This window comes from Bacillus sp. SRB_8, from assembly GCF_003264205.1.
In the GTDB taxonomy this organism is placed as follows: domain Bacteria; phylum Bacillota; class Bacilli; order Bacillales; family Bacillaceae_G; genus Bacillus_A; species Bacillus_A mycoides.
The window spans coordinates 268157-294495 of record NZ_NADT01000004.1 but is presented as its reverse complement, the minus strand read 5'-3'; the positions used below and the strand labels follow the sequence as shown (position 1 = coordinate 294495).

Sequence of the window (26339 nt, the reverse complement as noted above, 5' to 3'; positions counted from 1 at the left end):
TAAAAAAACGTTGTTTCGAAAATACCGCATAATTGTTTCATAAATGTATCATTTAACCGCTTTCAAGTTTTTTATGTCTTCCATCCGTCTTGGGAGTAAAAATGTCATACATATTGTAGTTCCCATTTCTTCACTACTCTCAATTCGCATACTCCCGCCTTGCTTCTTCATAATCTCCTGACAAATGTATAAACCATAGCCATTCCCGTAACTAGAAGGAAGCACCTTACCTTCCGGAGACTCATTCCACTCTGCAAGCACACCTTCATCCATACCAATACCATCATCATGAACAAAAACCTTTGCTTCCTGCTCATTTATAATTACATTCATACGAACTCGCGTAGCATCACTATATTTAATCGCATTATCAAGTACATTCAAGAAAATTTGCTTCGTCTTATCAAAATCCGCAACGACGTGTACTTCCATTAACTCATTCATAACTTCAATTTCAAACTGCTGCAACCTGAGTTTCACAATCGAAACTGCCTCTTCTGCCAATTCTTTTATATTCACGACTGTAGGTGACACTTCAAACGTACTCTTCCCGTACTTTGAAGACTTAAGTAATTCCTCTACAAGTGATAATAGACGTTCACTTTCTACAGCCACATAACGGAGACTCTCCTGCACATCCTCCTTCGATTGTAACTTCGGAATTAAATCAACATAACCAATAATTGCCGTAAGCGGTGTTTTCAGCTCATGTGTAATGCGGTCTAAGAAATCTTTCTGTTTCTCTTTCTCTTCCTTCAGCTGCTTAATATGCAGTTCAATTCCATCAGCCATCGCATTAAAGGATGCTGAAAGCTGTGCAATCTCCACATACTCATTCAGCTCAATCTTACTTTCATAATCCCCATTCGCGAGCCGATGCGCCATTTGCCTTAACTGATCAATTGGTTTATGAAGAGACTTCGCCAAACGAATCGCAAAGAAAATACCAGCAGCTACTAAACAAAGCGACGTCATCAAAAACGTCCAACTCACATTTGTTAAAACTTCCTTCTCATCCGTTAACTCATTTATAAAACGAATACTCCCAATGACATCGTTTCCATAATAAACTGGACTTGAAAACAAAAGAATTGGAGCTGGGTCTCCCTCCTCGAAAACATAAGATTTCTTTCCCTTCAAAGAACTCTCAATATCAATATTCCGATGAAGTAATGCCCCTTTTTGTGTATCTGCAACAACATCTCCATTCTTCCCAATCATCTGCACCCGGACATCCATTCGCTTCGCTAAATACGAAGCAATTAAAAGCGAATTAGGACCTAACGTCTCTACTTCTGCTTCCTTCTCTAAATAATTCATCGTATAAATTTGCGCTTCCACACTTAACTTTTCTAAGGAATCCGCCGCATTATGATACACATTCTTCTCCAGTGCAATATAAACAACCGCGTATAAAAGAACAAGAATTGGAATCAACAATCCAACTATTCCAAACACCATATTTCGTTTTAAAGACATATCATCACCTTTTAGCAATCAAGCTTATATCCAACACCATAAATCGTCTTAATATGCTCCCCACTATTCCCGAGTTTCTTTCGAAGTCTTTGCACCATAATATCAACCGCTCTCGTATTTCCGATATACTCAAATCCCCATACTTTCTCAAGCAACTCATCTCTCATGAACACACGCTGAGGATTCGAAACAAACAACTGACATAAATTAAACTCTCGATACGTTAACTGAATTTCTTGCCCACTCACATGTACCTTTCTTTCCTTTGGACAAATTACCAATTCCCCTGCTCGGATCACCTCATGAGTAGAAGACACTTCCTCCTTCCTCACACGCCGACTCATATTTTTCACACGAAGAATAAGCTCCGCATAATTAAAAGGCTTCGTCACATAATCATCCGCACCAAGCTGCAAGCCAAGCAATTTATCATTCATCTGACTCTTTGCTGTCAGCATAAGCACTGGGATATCACGATCCTTCTCTCGGAATAAACGTAATAACTCATACCCATCCGTATCAGGAAGCATCACATCTAAAATGAGTACATCCGGCTGCTCATTCCATCTCTCTAAAGCTTCTCTCCCATCAGCTGCCGTCAATACTTCATATCCTTCCATCTCTAACTGCATCCGAATTAAATTGCGGATACTCGATTCATCATCAACTACAAGTATTTTCATCATCATCCTCCTTCCATCCCGTATTATAGTACAGTTTAGTATAGCAAAAATCATACAAAAAAAGAGAGGGTATTGTCGAACATATGTTGAACGACGATACCCTCTCTTTTCCATTTCTACTTACTTCTCATAGCCATGAGGTTTCTTCTGATGCCAATTCCAAGCATGTTCAATAATTATTTTAACCTCTACATACTGTGGATTCCATCCTAATTTCTCTTTCGCCTTTTGTGAAGAAGCAACTAGACGTGCTGGATCTCCCGCTCTCCTTGGTGCTACTTCTGCTGGGATTTCATGATTCGTAACTTCACGAACAGCTTCAACGATTTCTTTAACGCTAAACCCATTTCCATTTCCTAAGTTGTAGAAATCACTTTCCCCGCCGTTTTGTAAGTCTTTAAGACCAAGAAAATGAGCTGCTACTAAATCTTCGACATGAATATAATCGCGAATACAAGTACCATCTGGTGTATTATAGTCTTCGCCAAACATCATAATCTTCTCACGTTGTCCTAAAGCTACTTGTAAAACTAAAGGAATAAGATGCGTCTCGGGACGGTGATCTTCACCAATAATACCGTTTGGCGTTGCACCAGCTACATTAAAGTATCTGAAAATCTTATACTTTAAATTAGAAGCTTGGCTATACCAATGAAGCATCTTTTCAATCGCTAACTTCGTCTCTCCATACGTATTCGTTGGATTTGTTACCGTCTCTTCATTAATAAGATCAACATCTACCTCACCGTAAGTTGCTGCAGTAGAAGAGAAGATAAACTTATCTACTTTGAACTCATCCATTACTTCTAGCAAGCAAAGTGCACCATACACATTATTATTATAATATTGAAGAGGTTTCTCCATACTAACGCCAACTAAAGAATCAGCTGCAAAATGCATAACCGCCTCAATATTTTCTTGTTTAAAAACATCTCTTAGAAAACCTTTATCACGAAGGTCTCCTTTATAAAACTTTGCACCCTCTGTAATCGCATCTTCATGCCCAGTTTGTAAATTATCAACTACTACTACAGATAGGCCTTCATCTATTAATTTTTTTACAGCGTGAGAACCGATGTAACCAGCTCCACCGCATACTAAAATTGAACTCATGTTCTTCCTCCTGCTCATATGTTAGAATCTTATAGTTACTTCCCTTCACCTCTTCTAATAGTCTTACATTATATAATACTAATATAAAAACAAAAAATAAACCCAACTCTTTCCAAAAGAGTTGGGTTTATCCGTATTATTACTTATTTTAGCTCAAGATTTGCTTTTAATTTATTTGTTAAATCTTGCTTCGCTGCGTCCGGAACATAGTAATACCAAATACCGTCAGCTGCTTTATGTCCGTCACCTGGGATTTGAATATCTTCACTATTTTGCAAGCAATTCTTATAATTCTTTTGCATATCAAACATTTGATCTTGTGTTAAGTTTGTTTTCACGTTCTTTTGGATTGCTGTAAGTACATCTCCATAATTTGCTAAAGAAGATAAGTTTGCACCTTTTTTAATAACTGCTTGCATCACTTGGCGTTGACGCATTTGACGACCGAAGTCACCACGTGGATCTTCTTTACGCATACGAGTATACGCTAAAGCTTGATCACCTGTTAAATGAATATTCCCTTTTTGGAAGTGCTTTCCTTCAAGAGAGAATTCTAAATCATTATTTACATCAACACCGCCCACAGCATCAACAATATCCTTAAATCCTTCCATATTAACTTCTATGTAGTAATTAATAGGCACACCTAAGAATTTTTCGACTGTTGCGACAGACATATCCACGCCACCAAATGCGTAAGCATGATTAATTTTATCACTTTTTCCTTTACCTACAATTTCCGTATACGTATCACGAGGGATACTTAACGTCTTCATAGAATTGTTTTTCGGATTTAAAGTAATGACCATTAAAGAATCAGAACGCCCTTTATCTTCACCGCGTTCATCTGCACCTAGCAACAGGATTGAAACAGGTTCAGATTTATTAATTTTTTCTTCTTGTTTGTTACCTTGATCACGCTTTAAAGGTTTATGAACTTCATTTAATGTACTTGAGACTTTAGAATATACATTATAAGCGTATACTCCTCCACCTATAATTAGTACTCCTATGATTCCTAATATCCAAAATAGAATTTTCTTTTTCATTATTATAGACCTCATCTTTCAATCATTCTGAATAAATCTCCAGATAATACAAACATTAATTTAGTATATTATATCTTAAGTATTCTAAGCCGCTAGTGGCCTTTTCAAAAAGAATCACGATTATTTTACTGTATAGTATTTTACATACCAATTAGCAAACTCCTGTAAGCCTTTTTCTATAGAAGTTTCAGGTTTAAAATCTACAGCCTTCTGTAATAAATCAGTTGATGCATAAGTAGCCGGTACATCTCCTGGTTTGATAGGCTCAAATACCTTTTCAAATGTCACTTCTCTTCCTAAAGCTTTACCTAGTACTTTCTCTAATGTTTCGATAAATACCATTAGTTTTTCAGGATTATTATTTCCAATATTGAATACTTTATGTTCAACATCGCCTTTAGGTGGATTACTTAAAAGACGTTGGATCCCCTCAACAATATCATCTATATAAGTAAAATCACGATATAGATCATTTTCAAAATCACCATTATTAAATATTTTGATTGAATCACCAGCAAAATACTTATCAGTAAAACCAAAGTAAGCCATATCTGGACGTCCCATTGGACCATACACCGTAAAGAAGCGAAGCCCAGTAGCAGGAATTTTATACAAGTGACTATACGTATGAGCCATTAGTTCATTTGATTTCTTAGTAGATGCATAAAGTGATACTGGATTATCTACAAAATCTGTTTCCTCGAAAGGAACCTTTTTATTTGCTCCATAAACAGAACTCGATGATGCATATACAAGATGATCAACCGGGAAATGTCTACATGCTTCAAGAATATTATAGAAACCAATAACATTACTTTGAATGTATACATCCGGATTTTCAATTGAATATCTCACACCAGCTTGCGCAGCCAAATTCACTACAATATTTGGTTTGTACTCTTCAAAAAGCTTAGTAATCATATCCTTATCAGAAATATCACCTTTAATAAAAGTAAATTTCTCATACGGTTTCAGTTGCTCTAAACGAGCATATTTAAGATTTACATCATAATAATCATTTATATTATCGATACCTATTACTTGGCAACCTTGTTCTAATAATTTCTTAGATAAGAAATATCCAACAAAACCTGCCGCTCCAGTAACAAGGTATACTTTACTATTATCTAGAGGCTTGTAATTCAATATAATCCGACTCCCTCATACATTCTCTACTTGTAGCTTTTCTTCCGATAGAATGATACTCTATCCCAGCTTCTTGCATCGCTGAAACATCATAAATATTTCTTCCATCATATACTAGGGGCGTTCTCATTAACTTCTTATAATTTTCTGGAGCTAATTCTTTCACTTCTCCCCATTCTGTAAAAATAAAGCAGACGTTTGCACCTTCTAAAGCTTGTTCAACATTAGCAACATATGTAATATTACCATTTTTATTTTTACCTTCTGGATATACCTTAGCAAAGTTGCTTGCACCTACTGGATCAAACGCATAAATATCTGCACCTTGTTCTAATAGTAAAGGGATATTTTCAAGAGACGCAGCTTCTCTTAAATCATCTGTTCCAGGTTTAAACGTCAGTCCTAGTACCGCTACTTTTAAACCACTAAAAGTAATTAACCTTTGGCTAGCTTTTTTATATAATAAAGTCTTTTGATCTTTATTCACATCAATTGTAGCCTTTACTATTCTTAATTCGTAACCATGTTGTCTCGCTAAATATTCTAATGCTTTTGTATCTTTAGGGAAACATGATCCCCCAAAACCGATGCCCGCATTTAAAAACTTACTTCCAATACGCTCATCAAAACTCATACCTTTTGCAACATCTTGGATATCCGCACCAACTAATTCACAAAGATTTGCAATATCATTCATATAAGAAATTTTGAGGGCAAGAAAATCATTAGAAGCGTATTTAATCATTTCAGCTGATCGTCTATTTACTGAAACGATAGGTAAATGAAACGGTTTATAAAGATTCATTAATACTCCTTCAGCCCATTTACTTTCTGTACCAATGACAATTCTTTCTGCATATAACGTATCATGAACAGCAGAACCTTGAGCTAAAAATTCTGGATTCGATGCAACTTCTACTTTCACATCATTAACTAAAAAGTCCTGAATAAACTGCTCTACTTTATCGTTCGTTCCAATCGGAACAGTTGACTTTACAACAACAAGGCAATCTTTTTCTATACTTTCAGCAATTTGCTTTGCAACAGTTGCAATATATAAAAGATTTGCAGAACCGTCAGCTTGTTCTGGAGTTCCTACACCAATAAAAATCGCATCTGCATCTTTATATACTGATTTATAATTAGTTGTATAATTAATTCTGCCAGCAGCATAATTTTTTTGCATTAATTCCTCTAAACCAGCTTCATAGATTGGTGAAACACCTGATTTCATTAAATCTACTTTCTTTTCATCAATATCAACACAAGTTACTTGATGCCCAACTTCAGCAAAACATACACCTGCCACTAGACCAACATAACCTGTTCCTGCTACCGCTATCTTGTACATATTTACCTTCCTCTTCATATGTTAATTAACAATTCTATATTCCTCAATAATATAGAAGCGACAAGCATTATACTATTTTATATTATTGCCCCAATATTCATTTCATAAAAAATAAATAGGGGTACTTCATAAATAAAATCTCATAATTTAGTATCCCACTAAAATAAAACTAAATCTCTTTTATCTTTTTAGCTGGTACCCCAACATATAATGAATCTTTATTGATCTTTCCCTTAACAATCGAACCAGCACCAATAACAACATTATTTTCAATAATCGTTCCTGATAAAACCCTTACCCCTGCCCCTAACCAAACATTAGAGCCTATACTAATGGGATTAGAGATTACTGGATTATCTCTGTATATAGTTCCAGATGTATAATCATGTTCAAAGGAAACAATCGTACAATTATGTGCAATCGAAACATCTTTTTGTATTTCTACTCCACCAGTAGCGTCAATATAACATAAAGGGTGAAAACTAACATTATCTCCTACTACTAAATTTTCTAGCTTAAAGAAATATACTCCAGGTCCAATTAAAACATTCTCCCCACAAGATTTACATAAAACCTTAAATATAGTATATCTTATGCCTAATCCTAAATATCCTGGCAAGTTTCGATTTAAAACTAATAAAGAATACAATACTTTCCTTGGAAACAAATTCCAAATTCCTATCACTATTCTTAAAAAAAATTGGAATTTCTTTGCTTTTTCTCTTCCTCTCAACTTTTTCAAGCCCTTCCCGTTAAATAATTAATAATATCCCGTTTTACTTTATTTTTGTTTGCACCATACCTAAATCTCCAAATAAACAAAGCAAGCATTCTACAAGGGACTGGATAAACCCTATATTTATTAATAATTTTTGGTATTGGATGATTATTTTCTTTTAAAATATTGAACAATATAATTCTTGTCAAATCCTTATTTAAAATTTTCCCCATCCTTTTTTTCATAGATACCTTTTGTATAGACGAACTTGTATTATTCTGATGTCTCCTATAACACATTAAAGGTTCCTTAAAAGCATAACCTTTATTATAAGCCAATAATAATTGTATTAAGGCAAAATCTTCTCCCTGAATTAAGGTAGGAAATCCACCCACCTTAATAAAATCATCTTTCCTTACAATAAGGCTACTAGTAGGCACTGAATGAATACGAAAATTCCAATCAAAATCTATTATTTTTGGCGGTAAAGTGTATAAATCAAATACTTTTTCATGATTCTCCAAAATTATACTATCTACTTCAATATCATCATGTATTATTAAGCCGTTTGAAAATACAAAAGAAATATCCTGTTCCTCTTTAAAAATTCCCATTTGTTTTTCAAGTTTATTAGGAAACCAAATATCATCAGCATCAAGAAAAGCAATAAAATCTCCGGTAGCAATATTTACACCTTTATTTCTTGCACTAGAAGCTCCACTATTTTTTTGAGTAACATATTTAAATCTTTCCTTATTATTTTCTAACCACTCTAGCGTCCCATCCGTTGAACCATCATCTATAATGATAATTTCTTTGTTTGTATATGTTTGGTTTTCTACACTTTTCACCGCAAATTCTATTAATCGTCCTGGATTATAACTTGGTATTATAATACTAACCAATGGCTCTTTCATCAATCTCCATCCACCTTAAAAGCTTCTTTAAATTCATTAAAGTAGTTTATTTTTTTCTCTTTTAAAATGTCCTCTCTATAATTCTTAATCTCATTAATTCCTAAATTAGAAAGTTCACTTAGTAAAGAAGGAGATTCCATTAATCTTCTAATTGCTTGAGCTAATGTCTTATAGTCACCAACAGGAGCTATACACTCTTTAGGCAAAATTTCAATTGATCCAGAAACCTCTGTTGATACTACCGGTAATCCCCTTGCTAACGATTCAAGTACTACCCTTGGCATACCTTCTGTAAGAGAAGATAGAACAAATAAATCATTTTGATCATATAAACTAAAAAGTTCCTCCCCCCATGGTACAAAACCATGGAATTTTACATATTGTTCTAGTTCCAACTCTTTTACAAACTGTTTTAATTCTGATTCAAGGGGACCCTTCCCCACCATATTTAATTGAATATTATAATTAAAGTTTTTTATAATAAAATGAAGCGCCTTTATTAAAGTTCTTTGATCCTTATAAGGACTTAAATTACCTACATTAATTATTTTAAAAGGTTCTGAAGTTTGCTCCCAAACCCTTGGTGTTTTAATAAAGGAATCTGGTAATCTTAAATCACTTATTACTGCTGCTTTAATTATATTTTTTGGCGCATATCTTTCTTTTAAAGTATCAGAAACATAAATACATCCGTATGCCCCTTCAAGATGTCTCATATGCATTTTTAGAAAAATTTGCTTTACAAACTTGGCAAAAGGAATACCTCTAGCTTTTAAAAAGCCTTCGTGCATTGATTGCTCGCCTCTACTTTCAACAACATAAGGCTTTTTATATTTTTTTAAAGCACTAAACGCTAACTCCGCTTCAAATGATGGGCTATGCAATATCCCACCATCTAATGATTTAACTAATAAATTAATCTTATTTCTCACCTTTATTATACCAATTGCATCCTTTTTCTTAATAGCAGATGAGTCAATAAACTTGACATTCTTATTATCAGCTCTTTTACATCCAGTTGGAAGCTCATTTACTTTTTTTAATGGAGCTAAGACAAAAATTTCATCAAAACTTTTAAGATATTCATCCCACATCGTATTATTATATGATGTCGTTGTCCAAACCCCATCTTCACTTTCATAGTATTGTGAACTTATAGCAAAAATTATTTTCATGTATTAAACCTCTTTTTCTTAAATTTCACATATATTATTAATGGAAAGATTAAAAACAAATCCTTTGCAACATGCCATAATATTAACCTTGAATCGTGCAGTAAAAATTCCGCACCAAATGTAACTAACAAACCTGCTACAACCGGTGTAATACTCCCAAATTTATTTCTATTTATTACTTCATTTATAACTTCTAGGAAATAGCCAAATATAATTGCTAAAGTCCATATCCCTAAAAATCCAAAGTTCACATAACTTTCTGCCCAGAATCCTCCTATTTTTGCTGTAGTAGGCCTATATTGTTCATAAAATCCTCTACCAGATTCTGCATCATGAGACAAAGCAATCATACCCGGGGGCTTATTAGGTACAATCCAACTAGGTAACATAGTTAAAGCAGCATCAACATAAGTCTTTCCATGCTGGTAATCAATATTACCATTGGGTTGCAATTCCTTATAATATAACATCCAAATGTAATAGCGCCCTAAATCTGTAGCAATTGTGTAACCAGGTGTCAATTGTTCATATTGGTTTTGAATAGACTTTCGGTAATTACTATCTACCAAATAATCGGTATTATATTCCGCATACTTGAATAACTTATATTGTGTAAGTAATGGTATTAATATAATTGTAATTATTATTAACTTTGTAATATTAAATTTTTTATTTAAATAATTTACATAGATATATAATCCCCAAAATGCATAAACTAGAATGAAGAACCTGCTACCTCTATCTAAGTTAAATAAAGAAATTAAGACCAAAATAACTAGTAAATATATTAGCCCCAGAAACTTTACGTTTTTATCTTTCTTAGCAACTTTACTAGCCCAGTTAAAATATAAAAATATTAACCCTACACTAAAAAAATCATTTAAAACATAAAGGGTACCCGTTAATACACCTAAGCCTATCCCTGACTCTATAATCATATTTGCACTAAAACCAACCAGTATATAAACAAAAGCGATGAAAGAAATATTAGGTACTTTTATTTCTTCATTCTTAAAAGCTTCTTTTTTTATTCTCCATTTAATATTTTTTCTAATATAGCTCCCAAAATAAAACAATGGTATCACCGGTAATGAAGTCCAAGCAATAATAGCTATTAGGTTTGTAAAATCAGATGGTAAATTATTCGCAATCGGCTGATGCGTTATTAGATGGTACAATGGAGAATAGATAAAAATTAGTATCGAAGTATACGTAAAAATAGCCCAAATATCCAAAGTGGGTACCTTATGAAAAATTATTAATATTATTCTTCGAATGATAAATAAAGCTGTAATTGCAATCGGGATTAAAGTAACTACTTCATTGGTGCTAAAAAACAAAAGTGATATTGAACTAAGTATTACAAGTAGAGCTACGAGTAATACATTAATTAATAGTGGAAATGAAATTACATTCCCACTATTTCTCATTTTACTGTGTTTCATAACTTACTTTCCTTTCACTTTCTTTATTCACTCTTAAAATTATTACAAATCTTCCAATCGCAGTAATACAAGAGCCTACAAGTAATGTAACAGCAGCACCGTATAATCCCCATATCGGGATTAACAAAAATGCACAAATACATGTTGCAATTAACATGAAAATAAGTTGAGGTAACTCATTCTTATAAGTTTTAGTAGCAATAGTTGCGTATCCCATAAACTCAGCAGGATATCTAAAAATAGTCGCTGCCATTAAAAGAGTTAAAAGCGAAGAATATTCGATATAATCTGATCCAAAAAGAATATACAATAAGAACTCTCCAAGATAAAAGGTCAATAATGTACTTACCAGGCCTAACATCAAGCCAAAGACAACTAGTTTATTAAATAATTTATTAAAATCACTTTTTGACTCCCGATCACTATAACGAGATAATTTATTGCAAAACGACTGCCCTATCGCCCCAACGAGGGTATTTCCCGCTATCATTAGATACGAGAGGGCTGTAAAATAACCTAATTGTTCTGTATCAGTATAATAAGTAATAAAATATCTAGTTATATTTGTATTTAATGAATATAGAAGTGAGATAATCCCCAAAGGTAACAGAGCCCTATATAAATAACTAACCTTTTTCATATCATCAGGTAGTTTCAAGTAATCTTTAATATTTCTCTTCTTATTCATATTAATTTTAGAAATATCATATATTAAAAGCGTTACTAACCATGATAATCCTATACTAAGAGTGGCCAATAAAATATCTCTTGTGAAATAATAAAAAATAAAAAACAAAAAAGTTGATGAAATACCTTTTATAAAATTTGAAAATCCTACTTCATGAAGTTTTTCTTGTTGTTGCAAAATACCATAAACTAATTCGGAAACTAATTGAACATTTTTTGCTAACAAGTAGATAAATACTAATTGTGTTACGTCAGAACTAGCTTTTGTAATAAAACAAATACCTAAGGATATTATAGTTGCTAATATTACATTTAAAATTACAATTTCAATATACGCAGATGAGTTACTTTCTTCACTAGTAACTTTATTTCTAATTTGCATCGTAAAAAACATGTATACAGGACCTGTAATCGCTAGCATTAACCCAAACTCTCCTACAACTTCAGCATTACCTAGTCTCGCCAATATTATTATTATTAAAAATTGTGATGCCATAAAAAATGCTGATCCCATAAAAACCGATATAACCTTAAGTAACATAGACTTAGAATTAATCATAATATCATATAACCCTCTTACTTATAATTATTTCTGTACACTGTTTATTACGTCTAGATAAGCATTCAGAACAATATTTCTATCAAATTCCTTTTCAACTTTCTTTCTACCCGCTAAGCCCATGTTCTTTTTATCCTGCCAATCCATACTTAAAAAGCGCTCTATTTTTTCTATTAAGTCCTGACTATTCTTTTGTTTGACAATTAAACCATTTTCTCCATGTTCCACAATTTCCCGACAGCCACTTCTATCAGTGGTAATAATAGGCCTTCCACAAGCAGCACTTTCGAGTAATACATTAGACATACCTTCTGGATAATATGTAGGATGAATAGTACAATGAGAAATTTTATGGAACTCTCTTATATCACTTTGCATTCCATGATACTGAATTATCCCTTTTTCCTGCATTATCTTTAATTTTTCTTCATATTCACCTTCACAAAATCCTAAAATATGAAATATAGTATTTGGGTATTTCTCTCTTATGTATTTAGCAGCATCTAAATATTGATCAATACCTTTTTCCCTCATTACACGAGCAATAAATAAAAAATTAACCTCTTTATCCAATGGATATTCCAGTATGGGATAATAATTAAGATTAACACCAGATCCTGGTATTAATCTTGATTTCCCCTTAACAACCTTTTTTGTACTAAAAAAGGTTTTATTTGATTCATTTTGAAAGAATACACATGTCGCGTCTTTTAGGGCATTTTTATATAGAAATAAAGTGACTTTCTGTAATATCCCATCATTTTCTACCGCTGTTCCAAGACCAGTAATATTACATACATAAGGAATACCTGCCATCCTACAAGCTAGACCGCCATATACGTTAGGCTTTATTGTGTAGGTTAACACCACATCAGGTTTTACCTCTTTAATAATCTTTTTATAGTTCATAAATAATTTTACGTCGGTTATTGGATTAGTACCCCTTCTACTGATTGGTGTATTAATGAACTCACATCCTATTTCCTTTAATTGATGTATAAATTCACCATCTGGGAGTGAAATATAAACTTTATATTCTTTCACTAATTCTTGCATAAGCTCTTTTCTAAATTTATATAAACCGACATCGTTATTTGCTAATATTAAAACCTTTTTCATTCTATAATCTCCTAGATGGAACCCCAACATAAGTTCCTAATTCAGTTATATCCTTAACAACAATAGTTCCTGCACCAATTCTACAACCACCAGTAACATTAATATTATTACTTATAATACTACCAATTCCCAACCAAGTACCTCGCCCAATATTGACCGTACCCGCCAAATGTGCCCCCGGTGATATATGAACATAATCCTCAATTATATTGTCATGATCCACCGTAGAAGTAGTATTAATAATGCATCCTTTCCCGATCTTAGTACAGCAATTAATCACAGCTCCTGCCATAACCACAGTTCCTGCTTCCAAATAGACTTGTTCTCCGATAATTGCACTCGGATGGATCAATACCGGAATGCTCGCCCCTTCGGTCTCAAGTTGCCTCTGAATCTTCTCTCGTATGACATTATTACCAATTCCAACAAAAAAATCGTAATCATCTATATACTTTGAGATACTTGCTGATTTATCAATAATTTCTATTCCCATTGAAGATTTTAGAGTTTCGTTATCATCTAAAAAGGAAATACTCTGCCATTTATTCATTTTCAGTGCGATATCAGCTATGACTTTTCCGTGGCCACTAGCTCCTATTATAAGAAGTTTTTCTTTCATAACTTTATACTTCCTTTTCCATTCCCTTTAAATGGCTCCATTGTAGCAGCAGTTTCTGAATTAATTCCTTCTCTAATAAAAACTTTCTTAATCGTTAAAAGAATGATTTTCCAATCTGTAATGAAACTTACACTCTCAACATACTCTACATCATAATTAAACTTTTCTTCCCATCTAATAGCGTTCCTACCATTAACTTGCGCTAATCCCGATAATCCTGGTCTAACTTCATGACGTCGTTTTTGATGTTCGTTATATAACGGTAAATATTGAACTAATAAAGGCCTAGGTCCTATAATTGACATATTACCTTTAAAAATATTAAACAAGCCTGGCAACTCATCAAGTGATGTTGAGCGTAAAAATTTACCGAACTTAGTAAGTCTTACACTATCAGGTAACAATTCACCATCTTCGTTTTTTTCATCAGTCATTGTTCTAAATTTATACATTTTAAAAATGTTCCCATGTAATCCCGGTCGCTCTTGCTTAAACAACACTGGGCTACCTAATTTTATTTTTACAAGAAAAGCAACTATAAGAAATACTGGACTAAGCACTATAATAGCACTTACAGACAGTATAAAATCCATCGGTCTTTTTATAAGTCTTCTATAGATGCCACCTCTAGAATTCCTCATTACGCTAACCACAATCCTTTAATAATTTTCACAACTCTTTCTAAATCTGCGTCTATCATCTTCGTATCGCTTGGTAAACAAACACCATTCTCAAAAAGTTTCTCTGATACATCTGTACCAACAAAATCATATTTCCCAAAGAACGGCTGCATGTGCATTGGCTTCCAAACTGGTCTAGATTCAATATTTTCTTTTTCAAGAGCTACCATAACATCAATTGGTCGAATTTCACCATTTAAAGTCATGCAACTTAGCCAATAGTTTGGTTCATTCCATTCATTACTAGGCATAAATTCAATACCTTCAAGATTTTCTAATTCTCTCTTATAAAAATCGAATATGTATCTTTTCTTTTGAACCCTTTGATCTAATACCTTAAGTTGTCCTCTACCAATGCCAGCAACTACATTACTCATACGATAGTTAAAACCTAATTCACTATGTTGATAATGTCTTGCTTGATCTCTACTTTGAGTGGCCCAAAATCTTGCTTTTGAAATTCGTTCTTCATTATCAGAAACAAGCATTCCGCCACCAGAGGTAGTGATGATTTTGTTACCGTTAAAAGAGAAAATACCATAATCTCCAAAAATACCAGTATGCTTACCTTTATAGTAAGTCCCTAAAGACTCTGCTGCATCTTCAATTAAAGGAACATCATATTTCTTACAAAGTTCAACAATCTTATCCATATCTGCAGAAAGCCCATAAAGGTGAACTACTATAACTGCCTTTACATCTGGATATTTTTTAAAAGCCTCTTCTAATGCTTTAGGGCACATATTCCAAGTTTCATAATCGCTATCTATAAAAACAGGCGTACCATTTTGATAGATAATAGGGTTTGCAGTAGCTGAGAATGTAAGCGTTTGGCAAAAAACAACATCTTCCTCCCCTACTCCAGCTGCTTTTAGAGCCAGATGAATTGCAGCTGTCCCAGAAGATAGCGCTGCGGCTGCTTTAGAGCCAACTTTCGTTGCTAGTTCTCTTTCAAATCCATTCACATTTTCCCCAAGTGGTGCAATCCAATTTGTATCAAATGCTTCCTTAACATACTGCATTTCATAACCTTCATCACTCATATGTGGTGATGAAAGAAATATTCTATCTCCCATTTAAAAAACTCCCTTCCCCTAAATTAATTTTTAAGATTAATTTTATTATTTGCAATATCTAATAATCGTTCTCTTATTTCCTCGTTACTAATTTCCTCAAAATCATTCATAAACTGTCTTAAAATCTCTTGATCCATTAGAACAGCTTTTCCTATATGAATTTTAGGGAATATTTGCTCCGGATGAATTTCACCTTCATTTAATAACTCTTCATACATTTTTTCGCCTGGTCTTAATCCAGTAAATTCAATTCCAATTTCTTCAATAGAATACCCCGAAAAAGTAATTAAATTTTTAGCTAAATCAACAATCCTTACTGGATCCCCCATATCTAGTACGAACAATTCTCCACCCCTAGCTAGCGTTCCAGCCTGAATAACTAATCTTGAAGCTTCTGGTATTGTCATAAAGTAACGAATCATATCAGGGTGAGTAACTGTTACAGGTCCACCTTTTTGAATTTGTTTCTTGAATAATGGGATTACACTTCCTCTACTTCCAAGAACATTACCGAATCTAACTGCAACAAAACGTGTACCAGTACTAATGGATGCCATATGTTGGACAATCATTTCCGCAAATCGTTTTGTAGCTCCCATTACATTCGTCGGATTTACCGCTTTATCTGTAGAAACCATTACGAACGTATTTACTTTAAATGTATCAGCCGCTTCTGCTACATTTTTCGTACCAAAAATATTATTTTTTACAGCCTCTTCAGGATTACGTTCCATTAAAGGTACATGCTTATGTGCAGCTGCATGATATACGATATATGGTTGATGCTTGTTCATTATTTCAAAGATTTTATGTCGATCTTGAATATCAGCAATTTCTGTCGTAATTTCCACTGCATCTTTATAAGTAACTCGCATTTCCATTTCAATAGTATAAATGCTATTTTCACCATGTCCTAAAAGAACAATTTTTGCAGGATTATACTTCATCACCTGACGACAAATTTCTGATCCAATTGATCCGCCCGCACCCGTTACTAAAATCGTTTTACCTGCAATCTTTTCCCCGATGCCCGCGTCATCTAATTGAATTGGCTCCCTACCTAATAAATCTTCCACTTGTACATCTCGAAATTCATTAACAGAAACTTTGCCATCTAAAAGATCTTCAAGCATTGGTACAATTTGCGTTTTTGCTTTCGTTTTTGTACACTTCTCAAAAATTTCGTTTATTTGATTTCTATTTAAAGATGGAATAGCAATAATGATATGCTCTATATCATTATCTTCCACAATCTCTTGAATATGATTTGTTGTACCAACAACCGGCACATTATAAATCTCCAATTTTTGTTTATTTCTATCATCATCAACAAACGCAATTGGATATAGATCCGCTTCTTTATTATGTTGCAATTGTCTTACTACCATAGTTCCCGCTGAACCAGCACCGATAATCAATGTTCGTTTTTTATCTGTAGCTTTCGTAATATATGTATCGCGAAACATACGCCATACAAAGCGAGAACCACCAATTAATAATAAATGTAACATCCATGCGATTGCTAAAATTCGAACATAAATATCATGATTTATAATTTGTTGAACAATTGCTGTTACAATAATAGAAAGTGTAATTGCTTTAAATATTTGTATTAATTCTCCAACACTTGCATATTCCCACGCCTTGTTATAAAGCTTATAAATAGCCGCAAAAATATGATGACTACACAATAATGTAATAGAGCTAATAATTACTGTCGCAGGGATTTTGTTTAATACATTCGGATGTATGAACCAATAACTTAAATATACGGCGGTTAATACAATAAATGAATCTAATAAAATTAATAATGAGAGCCGTTTTCGATAACTCAATATACCTGTTCCCTTCTTTATATAATTCGCATCTTATTGATAATAAAAAAGGACATTCTCTTATGAATGTACCTCTTCTTTTTTTACAAGTTCTTTTATATACTTCATCAAGTCTAATTTCAATTCTTCGTTTTGAAGTGCCATCTCAATCGTTGTTTTAATAAATCCGAATTTTTCCCCAACATCATATCGAGTACCTTCAAAATCATATGCAAACACATGTTGAATTTCATTTAAACGTTGAATCGCATCTGTTAATTGAATTTCTCCACCTGCACCTGTTTGTTGGTCTTCAAGGAACATGAAGATTTCTGGTGTTAATACGTAACGCCCCATAATTGCTAAATTAGATGGTGCTGTTCCCTGTGCTGGTTTTTCAACAAATCGGTGCACCTGATATTGACGACCATTTTGCGTGATTGGATCAATAATTCCATAACGATGCGTTTCATTTTCCGGTACTGTTTGCACACCAATTACAGACGAATGTGTTGCCTCGTACTCATTCATCAACTGACGTAAACATGGCGTATCAGCTTGTACGATATCATCACCAAGTAATACTGCAAATGGCTCATTCCCAATAAATTTACGAGCACACCATACTGCGTGACCTAATCCTTTTGGTTCTTTTTGTCTTATGTAATGAATATTAATCTTTGAAGATGCTTGTACTTTTTCAAGCATTTCATATTTACCTTTTTCTAAAAGGTTTTGTTCCAGTTCAAAAGAATGATCAAAATGATCTTCAATTGCACGTTTTCCTTTTCCAGTTACAATAATAATATCTTCAATGCCAGATTCAATTGCTTCTTCTACAATGTACTGAATCGTCGGTTTATCAACGATAGGTAACATTTCTTTCAGCATCGCTTTCGTCGCTGGTAAAAATCTTGTTCCCAGTCCAGCAACTGGAATAATTGCCTTCCTTACTTTTTTCAAATCAATACCCCCAAAAATTTATATATACATATGTATATAACAATAATAAAAAAACCTACCTATAGAGTCATATTTATAACTCCATAGGTAGAGTTTCTATCATAAATAAACTATGGGCATCTAACCCTACCTCACATCATGCTCCCGACGACAAGCGTCTAAGGTAGGTTGAAATATAATTTCTACCCACAGCACGACCGAGTGCCCCCATTGATAACGGTTAGGAGGCATCACCAAGTGGTTTTCTCTTTAAAAGAGACCGAATATTTTTCTTTGTCTTATTTTCTCGGGCTCTTCTCGATAAATCATTTTTCCACTTATTAGTTCATATGTATTTTCCTTGAAGTCGTACAATGTAGAACTCCCAAATGTTTTCTCTACTGTTTCATACGCAGCTTGCAAGTGAAAGGAGCGCGTTGTTGTGTTATGAGCATCTGATGATATGACATGTGTTAAATGATGCTCAATAAGTTGCAATGAAAACTTCTTGATTTTCTTTCCGAACTTTCCTGTGACGCTTCCTGCGGTAATTTGTGTTAGTGCCCCTTGATTGACGAGCTTATACAACACATCGGGGCGTTCAATAATTTCCATATTCCGTTCTGGATGAACAATAACCGGCGTGATCCCTTTCACACGTAATTCATATAACATTTTTTCTGCATAGCGCGGGACATGGTTTGTTGGAAATTCAATTAATATATATTTATCCGTACGATTCAATGTAACAATACGCCTCGAATCATAGTCTTCTAATAACTCTCCGTACAACCTGATTTCTTGACCAGGTAAAATGGTTAAATTGATATCCTCTTCTTTTAATCTTTCATTTAACTGCTTTACCTGATGAAGAATGCTTTCTGCTAGATTCATATAAACCCCATTTTGGTGATGAGGAGTAGCAACGATTGTATGAATTCCTTCTTCGCATGCTGCCTTTGCCATTGCAATGCTGTCTTCGATTGATTGTGCTCCATCATCGACATTAGGCAAGATATGACAATGTAAATCAATCATTCTATTTCATCCTCTCTCCACATATTCTTCACATACTGAATATAAGAAGAAAAGATGAATGTTCACCTTTCCTTCTTTTGCATTTAGTTAGAACCGTAATAGTAATATTCGGATCCATTTTGTTCTTTATCGTTTAAGACAACGCCAAGTAATGTACCTTTTGCGCTATCTAATGATTGTTTTGCTTTAAGTGCCGCCTCTTTTTCTGTTACACCACTTCGAATAACAAGTACAGAAGCATCACATTGATTTGCCATAATTTGTGCATCTGTAACTGGTAAGATTGGTGATGTGTCAAAAATGACAAGGTCATACGTGCCAAAAGCTTCTGAAAGTAAATCTTTCATCGAGCTTGCACCCAGTAATTCCGCTGGATTTGGTGGGATTGGACCACATGGTAAAAATGTTAAATTACCGATTTTCGTTTGTGTCACACATGTTTCTAGTGTATTACTACGTGTTAATACACTTGTTAAGCCAAATATATTATCCACTTGCATCATTTGATGTAATGCTGGTTTACGTAAGTCTGCATCGATAAGTAATACTTTCTTACCTTGTTGTGCGAAAACAACTGCAATATTAGCAGCCGTTGTTGTCTTTCCTTCACTTTGATTCGCAGATGTTACGATAAGAGAACGAATCTTCTTATCAACAGATGCAAATTCAATATTTGTTCGTATATTTCGGTATTGCTCTGACACAGATGATTTTGGTTGTTCATATGCAATCAGCTGACGGCGAGCACGTAATATTTTTTTCTTAAGAACCAATTGTATGCCCCCCTACTCTCTTCGTTGCTGATAAACTACCGCTCTTTGTGCCATCTTCCTCCATATGAGAAACGACGCCAAGAACTGGTACACCAAGTTGTTTTTCAATATCTTCTTCTTTTTTCATCGTGTTATCTAAGTACTCTAGTAAGAATGCAATTCCAACAGAAGCCATTAATCCAACAACAAATGCAATTGCTACGTTCAGCATCTTATTTGGTTTAATTGGTGACTGTCCTTCTGTTACTTCTGCTTTTGATAAGATTGTTACGTTATCAACACTCATGATTTTTGCAATTTCACTCTTGAATACTTCCGCTGTTGTGTTTGCGATATCACGAGCTAGCTTTGCATCTTTATCTTGTACAGTAACAGCGATCACTTGTGAATCTTTCTCGTTTGCGACGTTAATTTTGCTATTTAAAGCCCCAGTTGACATGTTAAGCTTTAACTTTTCTTTCACTTGATCTAAAATAACTGGGCTTTTCACAATAACTTTATATGTATTTGTTAATTGAAGACTTGTTTGTACTTCACCAGGTTGAAAAACACCTTCTTGCTTCTTTTGATTAACAAGAATTTGCGTCGAAGTCTGATAAATCGGCGTTATAAAGTAGAAACTTACGATCGCACTTACAAGTGCTGCACCAATCGTAATTACAAGGATCATAACTAATCGTTTCCTTAAAATAGCAAATAACTCTTTCAAACTTATTGTTTCTTCCATGCCTTCCTCCAGCTTTCAATAATTTGTCATAAAAACTTCTAAAAAAAAATAAATTGTTGGATTTTAATCTGACAACAAAAATCTGTTATCTAGTCCTAAAGTTGTTTAGTAATAGATAACTATTTAATATATTACAGAACTTATATTAGTATAGCAAGAATGGTTGAGAAAATTGTTGGAGGAATTGACAAATACTATACTACCGAATCTGACGAATTTCGACACAGTTTTTAATGTATAGATTTTCATTTGCTATATACTGTCGATATATGGGTATTATTAGTATTACTAGTGAATATATCATTGATTGATCTGTGCATTTATACTATCCTGTTTATAACAAATATTACCATTGTTGATTTTTATTTTGTTTTTTCTTAATCTTTCGATATCTTTTTCAGACTTTAGTTGATAAACTTTTTTCGAAAGTCCCCTATTTTTTTAATCAAACGTTTGTTTAAAAGTAAGAGAACTTACCTATCGACAAATCCTCTTACCTTTCGTCCATTTCTTCATAATTCGCTTCAATAACAATAAAAAAGATGAATGACCATACTCTCTTCATTCATCTTCCAACGTAAAGTTATGTTAACAAATCTTTATTCTTTCTTATCACCAATTGCAAATGTGATTTCAGCTTCACAAGCGATTTCACCATTTACAGTTGCTACTGCTTTTCCTTTTCCAATCGGTCCACGGACACGTGTCATTTCGACTTCTAGGCGAAGTTGATCACCTGGGCGAACTTGACGTTTGAAGCGGCAGTTATCAATGCCAGCAAAGAATGCAAGGCGACCGCGATTTTCTTCCTTCTTCAGTACCGCAACAGCACCCACCTGCGCTAATGCTTCTACAATTAGAACACCTGGCATCACAGGATAATCTGGAAAGTGTCCATTAAAGTATTCCTCATTTGCCGTTACATTTTTAATCCCAACCGCACGCTTTCCTTCTTCTACTTCTAAAATTTGATCGACTAGTAGAAATGGATAACGATGTGGAATAATTTCTTTAATCTGTTGAATATCTAGCATATCATTCTCTCCTTATATACCAAATTGGTCATACCACCAACGCACTGTCCTTATTATCCCATTCTCCATTGTTTTTGTCACGAAAAACAAGAAATGCTTTCTACCCAAAATATCTATTAGGACTATTCATACAAAAAAGATACACCCTTTTCCCTTCGCTAATCGGTATAACAAAATAATAGCAATTAACACGGAGGTTGGAAAAAGGTGTATATCAAAGTTAGGGAGAGGAAATATACATCATTTTCCTCATATGTCGTATTCATAGCTCATTATAAAGGACAAAAATAAGAAAGAAAAATTTAATATTTACTCCTTTTTACCATCATACCCTTAATTTTCTACAAATTTCTACAAATTTCTTCATTTTTCTTATATTATCTTAAATAGCATATCTAGAAATTAAGATTCGTAATCCAGAACACTATGCTTTATAAAAAAATAAATCTTCGTGGATTAGCCTTTAATAAAAATCCTATAAAATATCATCACAAAAGATACATTTATATTTTACAGAAATATCCAACATTACATATAAAATCTTTTAAATCTATTTAACAATACATAAAAATAAAGTATAACTAATAAGAAATTGTTGCTTTTCCTTGTTTATCTGTTAAATAAGGCATTCGGAGTATTTGAGAGAAAAACTCAAATGAAATAAAAAGAAATACTTATATAATATTCTTCACTATCTCTCTTTCATCTCCTCAAATCATTTCCCTTCTTAATTACTTATATAAAATTAGTAGCAATTCAAAATACCAACAATTCATTAGGCACTACCTCTCATTAATCACTGACCATAAAAATGTCTACAAGGTGCTTCAAAATATATTATCACAACTACACTAATAAACCTTTATATACAAAAAGCAGCGAGACCTCTAGTCCTAAAGACGAGGGGTCTCGCTGCTTTTTGTTATATGGTATAAATAAAATCAGGTTCCGTGTTAAATTATAACACGGATATTTATACATGTATATAGATGGTATATTAATAAGTCACAAAAAGTATTTCTAGTTTTTTTACTGGTCACACATTTAAATTAAGCTCATATTTCCATAAAAAGACCAGTACACAAATACCAATTATCCCCCAAACCATAAATAATCAAATTGTGTTACCGGCCCGAAAGAAATAAAGGCAGTGTATTCCTTAAATTTATAAAAAATAATTGTGACTAGTCATATTTAAATGTTTACCTTAGCCTGTTGTCCAAGTAGACTACTAAATAAACCACTTTCATCTTTTGCCAGTTGTGCGAAACTACCGTGTTGAATAATTTGTCCTTGATCCATTACAATTACTTGGTCAGCTTTACGTATAGTAGATAGTCTATGTGCAATGACAATAATTGTCATGCTTCCTTTCAATCTTTCCAATGCTTCTTGTATTTTCGCTTCATTTTCAGCATCTAATGCACTTGTTGCCTCATCTAATACTAAAATAGAAGGCTTTCGAAGTATCGCTCTAGCCAGAACAAGACGTTGTCGTTCTCCTCCTGAAAGCTTGACTCCCCTATCGCCAATCATTGTATCCAATCCTTGCGAGAGCCTGCTAACAAACTCAGCAGAAGCAGAAAATTCCAAAGCTTCCCAAAGCTGCTCCTCACTTGCATTTGGTTCAACCATTCTCAAATTGTCTCTTATACTGGCATTGAATAGAAATGGATCTTGAGGAACATAGCTAATAGATTTCCTCAATGATAATAGGTCCTTACTTGTCAACGGTTTGTTATCTATTAATAACTGACCGCTCTCCGGCTGCATAAGTCCCATTATGATATCAATTAATGTACTCTTTCCAGCACCGGAACGCCCTGAGATAGCTGTCATACAATTTGCAGGAATACGCAAATTAATATCTTTAAGTGAGTACACAGCATTTTCTTTATTGTAGCGGAAAGAGATATTTTGACACTCAATAGATTGTTCTATCTGCATAGGATTTATACAATCATAATCCTGCTCTATATCTTGCAATTCTATACTTTTCTTACACTCTTCCTGTAATTGCAGCAAATCTTTAAAAGCGGGAAGATTCGCTGCAATTTGTTCCATGTTTGATTGTATACCTGCAAATCGTGGCCACAAACGAGAAAATATAAGAATAATTAATAATAATTGCTCCGTTTTCGTCTGAAACAGCTTAACAGATAGAAAGATAAGAATAGCAATGAAAACAGCTGATGCAATTTTATAAAAGAGTTGAGAATTATTTCTCACCTTAATATATGCAAACTGTTCACGTTCCACATCTTCTACCCAATTACGTAACCACATATAACGAGATCGTTCTAGTGTATTACTCTTAATATCCTTAATTCCATTAAAATGATCAGTTATACCTGCAAGATACGCTTTTGAATTCTCTGAGGTTCGACCACCTAATCTTTTTGATTTTTTAATAAATCTTCGTGAAAGAAAGGCAAGTACCACAGCGCAACATAGTACAAAAATTGTTATATCTGCCGCTAACCAAAAAGCGAAACCAATCTGTATAAATGTAAACATTAAAGAAGTGAGCAACTGTAAAAATAAATTAGTGCCTGCGCTAACACGCCCTAATTCCGTTGTCAAAGAATTGATAAGATCTGATTTTCTCTTTTTCACAAAAAAACTCCAGTTGGCCTGCAACAATCCACGATAAGTTTCCAATCTCAAATGATTAATAAAACGTATCTGGATTTTCGCATTACGAACTGTTATATTCCTTTGTAAAAGCGCTTGTCCCACGACCAATATAATATATATTCCTAATACAAGTGGTAATCCTAAAGTAGTTGGAAACTCACCTAGGAATCCAAGAACCCCTGAAAGAGGACTTGTCTGTTCATTCATCTTCGCAATACCGCTAATACTTATCATAGGAATTAATAATAAAATGCCGATTCCTTCTACAAGACTGACCAATACCATTCCCATGAGATTAACAATGAGAATGTTTCCAGTAAAAGAGTATAACCGCTTTGTAAAATATAAAATATTTCTCATTTTCACTTCTCCTTACGGTACCTCATTTCCCTCCAAATCCATAAAACCGGCCGCAAAGGGAAATATAAAACATGCAGCTGTTTTGGCAGTGGTAAAGTTTCCACATCCTGAGGATAAGGATACAACCAACTAAGATGAAACAGTAGCTTTTGAGAGCTTGTCTTTAACAAATATAAATATCGCTCATGATATTTTGAAACTTCTTCTGGGACAGGATCTGTATGCAAGTTAATCATATTTTCCAAGTAATATATAGCAAGCTGCGCTAATTGCGTTACCCTTCTCCCTGACATTAATACTTTTGTCTCTTCTTCTATTATAAGAGTATCTAAAAGCTTAGAAGATAAAATAAGGGCCTGACCTACCAGTTGTTTACACCCATATTTTTCCAACATAACAATGAGTTCTTTCCAATCTATTTCTTGCCTTACCATACGGTCAATGTCTGTTAACCATCGAAGCCTGGACCAACCATGCCTAGTCCCATGAGTCACAAGAAACATAAATAAATCCTCTCTACCTAAAAAATAGACAGGATAATTTGTGACAGGACTCGTCCTCTTTCGCTCCCATAACTCATCAAAGCGTGGTTCCTTTCCCGGCCCTGGGTGTAGTCGCCAATGAATCTCCAATTTCACCTTACTTATCGGATGCATGTAAGTTGTATGGTGGCGTCTCCACTTCCATTCATTCATAACCGTCGGAAAATCATCCTCTTTGACATAACCATTCTTTACAAGTAATTCGTTCACTTTTCCAAGATCATCTATAGGAACAAGGGCATCCAAATCCCCTGATGTTCGAAGGGAAATATCTCCATATAGATCCGCACCAAGAATAGGGCCCTTCAAAAATAGAAGTCGAAGTTGGTTTTCAGCAAATAATTTACTTACCTTTCCCATTTCTCCACTTAAATGAAGCATATGGAATGTATTCCTTTTAAAATATGTACTTAATACTTGCATAACATTTGATGGAACTAACTGTTTATCAATAGATTTCATTTTTGGATAAATGAACGCATACATACGATGATGCAGCGCCAGTTTCAAAAATTTGTTCCAATCAATATTTATGAACCAGTCTCCCGGGATTTCTTGTATCTCTTTATCTTCCTTCTTTATAATTTCAAGTAACAATTTTAGTTCTTTAGGTAAATGACTCAAATCAAGATTACAACCGGTATACATCTCATTCT

At 33.8% G+C, this 26339-nt stretch carries 23 protein-coding genes; all 23 read right to left on the bottom strand.

Annotated features, from left to right (window positions below):
* Positions 1-48: 48 nt before the first annotated feature.
* Complete coding sequence (locus B5P40_RS03585) at positions 49-1479, bottom strand: HAMP domain-containing sensor histidine kinase (protein WP_078176164.1); 1431 nt, start codon at positions 1477-1479, stop codon at positions 49-51.
* 11 nt (positions 1480-1490) lie between these two features.
* The gene (locus tag B5P40_RS03580) at positions 1491-2162 is read right to left on the bottom strand and encodes a response regulator transcription factor (RefSeq protein WP_002184613.1); all 672 of its coding nucleotides are present in this window, start codon (positions 2160-2162) and stop codon (positions 1491-1493) included.
* A gap of 120 nt (positions 2163-2282) precedes the next feature.
* On the bottom strand, positions 2283-3275 hold the full coding sequence (gene galE / locus B5P40_RS03575; protein WP_002184612.1) for a UDP-glucose 4-epimerase GalE: 993 nt from the start codon (positions 3273-3275) through the stop codon (positions 2283-2285).
* 143 nt (positions 3276-3418) lie between these two features.
* Complete coding sequence (gene tagU / locus B5P40_RS03570; protein WP_002184611.1) at positions 3419-4324, bottom strand: polyisoprenyl-teichoic acid--peptidoglycan teichoic acid transferase TagU; 906 nt, start codon at positions 4322-4324, stop codon at positions 3419-3421.
* 120 nt (positions 4325-4444) lie between these two features.
* A complete protein-coding gene (locus tag B5P40_RS03565) occupies positions 4445-5470 on the bottom strand; it encodes a GDP-mannose 4,6-dehydratase (RefSeq protein ID WP_002184610.1) in 1026 nt (341 codons plus the stop codon).
* Entirely contained in the window at positions 5448-6821 is a 1374-nt protein-coding gene (locus B5P40_RS03560) for a UDP-glucose dehydrogenase family protein (RefSeq protein ID WP_002184609.1), read from the bottom strand. The genes B5P40_RS03565 and B5P40_RS03560 overlap by 23 nt, the downstream gene beginning before the upstream one ends.
* Positions 6822-6990: 169 nt before the next feature.
* Entirely contained in the window at positions 6991-7554 is a 564-nt protein-coding gene (locus B5P40_RS03555; protein ID WP_258402106.1) for an acyltransferase, read from the bottom strand.
* Between the two features lie 5 nt (positions 7555-7559).
* On the bottom strand, positions 7560-8456 hold the full coding sequence (locus B5P40_RS03550) for a glycosyltransferase family 2 protein (RefSeq protein ID WP_113708855.1): 897 nt from the start codon (positions 8454-8456) through the stop codon (positions 7560-7562).
* A complete protein-coding gene (locus B5P40_RS03545; protein ID WP_002184606.1) occupies positions 8456-9631 on the bottom strand; it encodes a glycosyltransferase family 4 protein in 1176 nt (391 codons plus the stop codon). Before B5P40_RS03545 ends, B5P40_RS03550 begins: the two co-directional genes overlap by 1 nt.
* Positions 9628-11076 (bottom strand): O-antigen polysaccharide polymerase Wzy, encoded by a 1449-nt coding sequence (locus B5P40_RS03540; RefSeq protein ID WP_113708854.1) that lies wholly within the window; start codon positions 11074-11076, stop codon positions 9628-9630. Before B5P40_RS03540 ends, B5P40_RS03545 begins: the two co-directional genes overlap by 4 nt.
* Entirely contained in the window at positions 11063-12322 is a 1260-nt protein-coding gene (locus tag B5P40_RS03535; protein ID WP_002184603.1) for an oligosaccharide flippase family protein, read from the bottom strand. The genes B5P40_RS03540 and B5P40_RS03535 overlap by 14 nt, the downstream gene beginning before the upstream one ends.
* 27 nt (positions 12323-12349) lie before the next feature.
* The gene (locus B5P40_RS03530; RefSeq protein ID WP_002184602.1) at positions 12350-13441 is read right to left on the bottom strand and encodes a glycosyltransferase family 4 protein; all 1092 of its coding nucleotides are present in this window, start codon (positions 13439-13441) and stop codon (positions 12350-12352) included.
* A 1-nt stretch (position 13442) separates the two neighbouring features.
* Complete coding sequence (locus B5P40_RS03525; RefSeq protein WP_002184601.1) at positions 13443-14060, bottom strand: acetyltransferase; 618 nt, start codon at positions 14058-14060, stop codon at positions 13443-13445.
* On the bottom strand, positions 14057-14701 hold the full coding sequence (locus B5P40_RS03520; RefSeq protein ID WP_078176120.1) for a sugar transferase: 645 nt from the start codon (positions 14699-14701) through the stop codon (positions 14057-14059). The genes B5P40_RS03525 and B5P40_RS03520 overlap by 4 nt, the downstream gene beginning before the upstream one ends.
* Positions 14701-15816 (bottom strand): DegT/DnrJ/EryC1/StrS family aminotransferase, encoded by a 1116-nt coding sequence (locus tag B5P40_RS03515; protein WP_113708853.1) that lies wholly within the window; start codon positions 15814-15816, stop codon positions 14701-14703. The genes B5P40_RS03520 and B5P40_RS03515 overlap by 1 nt, the downstream gene beginning before the upstream one ends.
* A gap of 23 nt (positions 15817-15839) precedes the next feature.
* Positions 15840-17651 (bottom strand): polysaccharide biosynthesis protein, encoded by a 1812-nt coding sequence (locus B5P40_RS03510; protein ID WP_113708852.1) that lies wholly within the window; start codon positions 17649-17651, stop codon positions 15840-15842.
* A gap of 60 nt (positions 17652-17711) precedes the next feature.
* A complete protein-coding gene (gene galU / locus B5P40_RS03505) occupies positions 17712-18593 on the bottom strand; it encodes a UTP--glucose-1-phosphate uridylyltransferase GalU (RefSeq protein ID WP_113708851.1) in 882 nt (293 codons plus the stop codon).
* A 249-nt stretch (positions 18594-18842) separates the two neighbouring features.
* Entirely contained in the window at positions 18843-19610 is a 768-nt protein-coding gene (locus tag B5P40_RS03500; RefSeq protein WP_002184595.1) for a tyrosine-protein phosphatase, read from the bottom strand.
* 83 nt (positions 19611-19693) lie between these two features.
* Complete coding sequence (locus B5P40_RS03495) at positions 19694-20383, bottom strand: CpsD/CapB family tyrosine-protein kinase (RefSeq protein ID WP_002184594.1); 690 nt, start codon at positions 20381-20383, stop codon at positions 19694-19696.
* Positions 20373-21110 (bottom strand): YveK family protein, encoded by a 738-nt coding sequence (locus tag B5P40_RS03490; RefSeq protein WP_002184593.1) that lies wholly within the window; start codon positions 21108-21110, stop codon positions 20373-20375. The genes B5P40_RS03495 and B5P40_RS03490 overlap by 11 nt, the downstream gene beginning before the upstream one ends.
* 599 nt (positions 21111-21709) lie before the next feature.
* Positions 21710-22144: a 3-hydroxyacyl-ACP dehydratase FabZ gene (fabZ, locus tag B5P40_RS03485; RefSeq protein ID WP_002184592.1), complete on the bottom strand. Its 435-nt coding sequence runs from the start codon at positions 22142-22144 to the stop codon at positions 21710-21712.
* Between the two features lie 1194 nt (positions 22145-23338).
* Positions 23339-25141: an ABC transporter ATP-binding protein gene (locus B5P40_RS03480; protein ID WP_078176122.1), complete on the bottom strand. Its 1803-nt coding sequence runs from the start codon at positions 25139-25141 to the stop codon at positions 23339-23341.
* 2 nt (positions 25142-25143) lie between these two features.
* Complete coding sequence (locus B5P40_RS03475) at positions 25144-26331, bottom strand: nucleotidyltransferase domain-containing protein (RefSeq protein ID WP_078176123.1); 1188 nt, start codon at positions 26329-26331, stop codon at positions 25144-25146.
* Positions 26332-26339 lie beyond the last annotated feature (8 nt).

What these genes read in the sequence shown, in the direction of transcription:
- B5P40_RS03585 (WP_078176164.1), bottom strand. Translation starts at nt 1,479, where the DNA reads ATGTCTTTAAAACGAAATATGGTGTTTGGAATAGTTGGATTGTTGATT.
- B5P40_RS03580 (WP_002184613.1), bottom strand. Translation starts at nt 2,162, where the DNA reads ATGAAAATACTTGTAGTTGATGATGAATCGAGTATCCGCAATTTAATT.
- galE (WP_002184612.1), bottom strand. Translation starts at nt 3,275, where the DNA reads ATGAGTTCAATTTTAGTATGCGGTGGAGCTGGTTACATCGGTTCTCAC.
- tagU (WP_002184611.1), bottom strand. Translation starts at nt 4,324, where the DNA reads ATGAAAAAGAAAATTCTATTTTGGATATTAGGAATCATAGGAGTACTA.
- B5P40_RS03560 (WP_002184609.1), bottom strand. Translation starts at nt 6,821, where the DNA reads ATGTACAAGATAGCGGTAGCAGGAACAGGTTATGTTGGTCTAGTGGCA.
- B5P40_RS03550 (WP_113708855.1), bottom strand. Translation starts at nt 8,456, where the DNA reads ATGAAAGAGCCATTGGTTAGTATTATAATACCAAGTTATAATCCAGGA.
- B5P40_RS03545 (WP_002184606.1), bottom strand. Translation starts at nt 9,631, where the DNA reads ATGAAAATAATTTTTGCTATAAGTTCACAATACTATGAAAGTGAAGAT.
- B5P40_RS03540 (WP_113708854.1), bottom strand. Translation starts at nt 11,076, where the DNA reads ATGAAACACAGTAAAATGAGAAATAGTGGGAATGTAATTTCATTTCCA.
- B5P40_RS03535 (WP_002184603.1), bottom strand. Translation starts at nt 12,322, where the DNA reads ATGATTAATTCTAAGTCTATGTTACTTAAGGTTATATCGGTTTTTATG.
- B5P40_RS03530 (WP_002184602.1), bottom strand. Translation starts at nt 13,441, where the DNA reads ATGAAAAAGGTTTTAATATTAGCAAATAACGATGTCGGTTTATATAAA.
- B5P40_RS03525 (WP_002184601.1), bottom strand. Translation starts at nt 14,060, where the DNA reads ATGAAAGAAAAACTTCTTATAATAGGAGCTAGTGGCCACGGAAAAGTC.
- B5P40_RS03520 (WP_078176120.1), bottom strand. Translation starts at nt 14,701, where the DNA reads ATGAGGAATTCTAGAGGTGGCATCTATAGAAGACTTATAAAAAGACCG.
- B5P40_RS03515 (WP_113708853.1), bottom strand. Translation starts at nt 15,816, where the DNA reads ATGGGAGATAGAATATTTCTTTCATCACCACATATGAGTGATGAAGGT.
- B5P40_RS03500 (WP_002184595.1), bottom strand. Translation starts at nt 19,610, where the DNA reads ATGATTGATTTACATTGTCATATCTTGCCTAATGTCGATGATGGAGCA.
- B5P40_RS03490 (WP_002184593.1), bottom strand. Translation starts at nt 21,110, where the DNA reads ATGGAAGAAACAATAAGTTTGAAAGAGTTATTTGCTATTTTAAGGAAA.
- fabZ (WP_002184592.1), bottom strand. Translation starts at nt 22,144, where the DNA reads ATGCTAGATATTCAACAGATTAAAGAAATTATTCCACATCGTTATCCA.
- B5P40_RS03480 (WP_078176122.1), bottom strand. Translation starts at nt 25,141, where the DNA reads ATGAGAAATATTTTATATTTTACAAAGCGGTTATACTCTTTTACTGGA.
- B5P40_RS03475 (WP_078176123.1), bottom strand. Translation starts at nt 26,331, where the DNA reads ATGTATACCGGTTGTAATCTTGATTTGAGTCATTTACCTAAAGAACTA.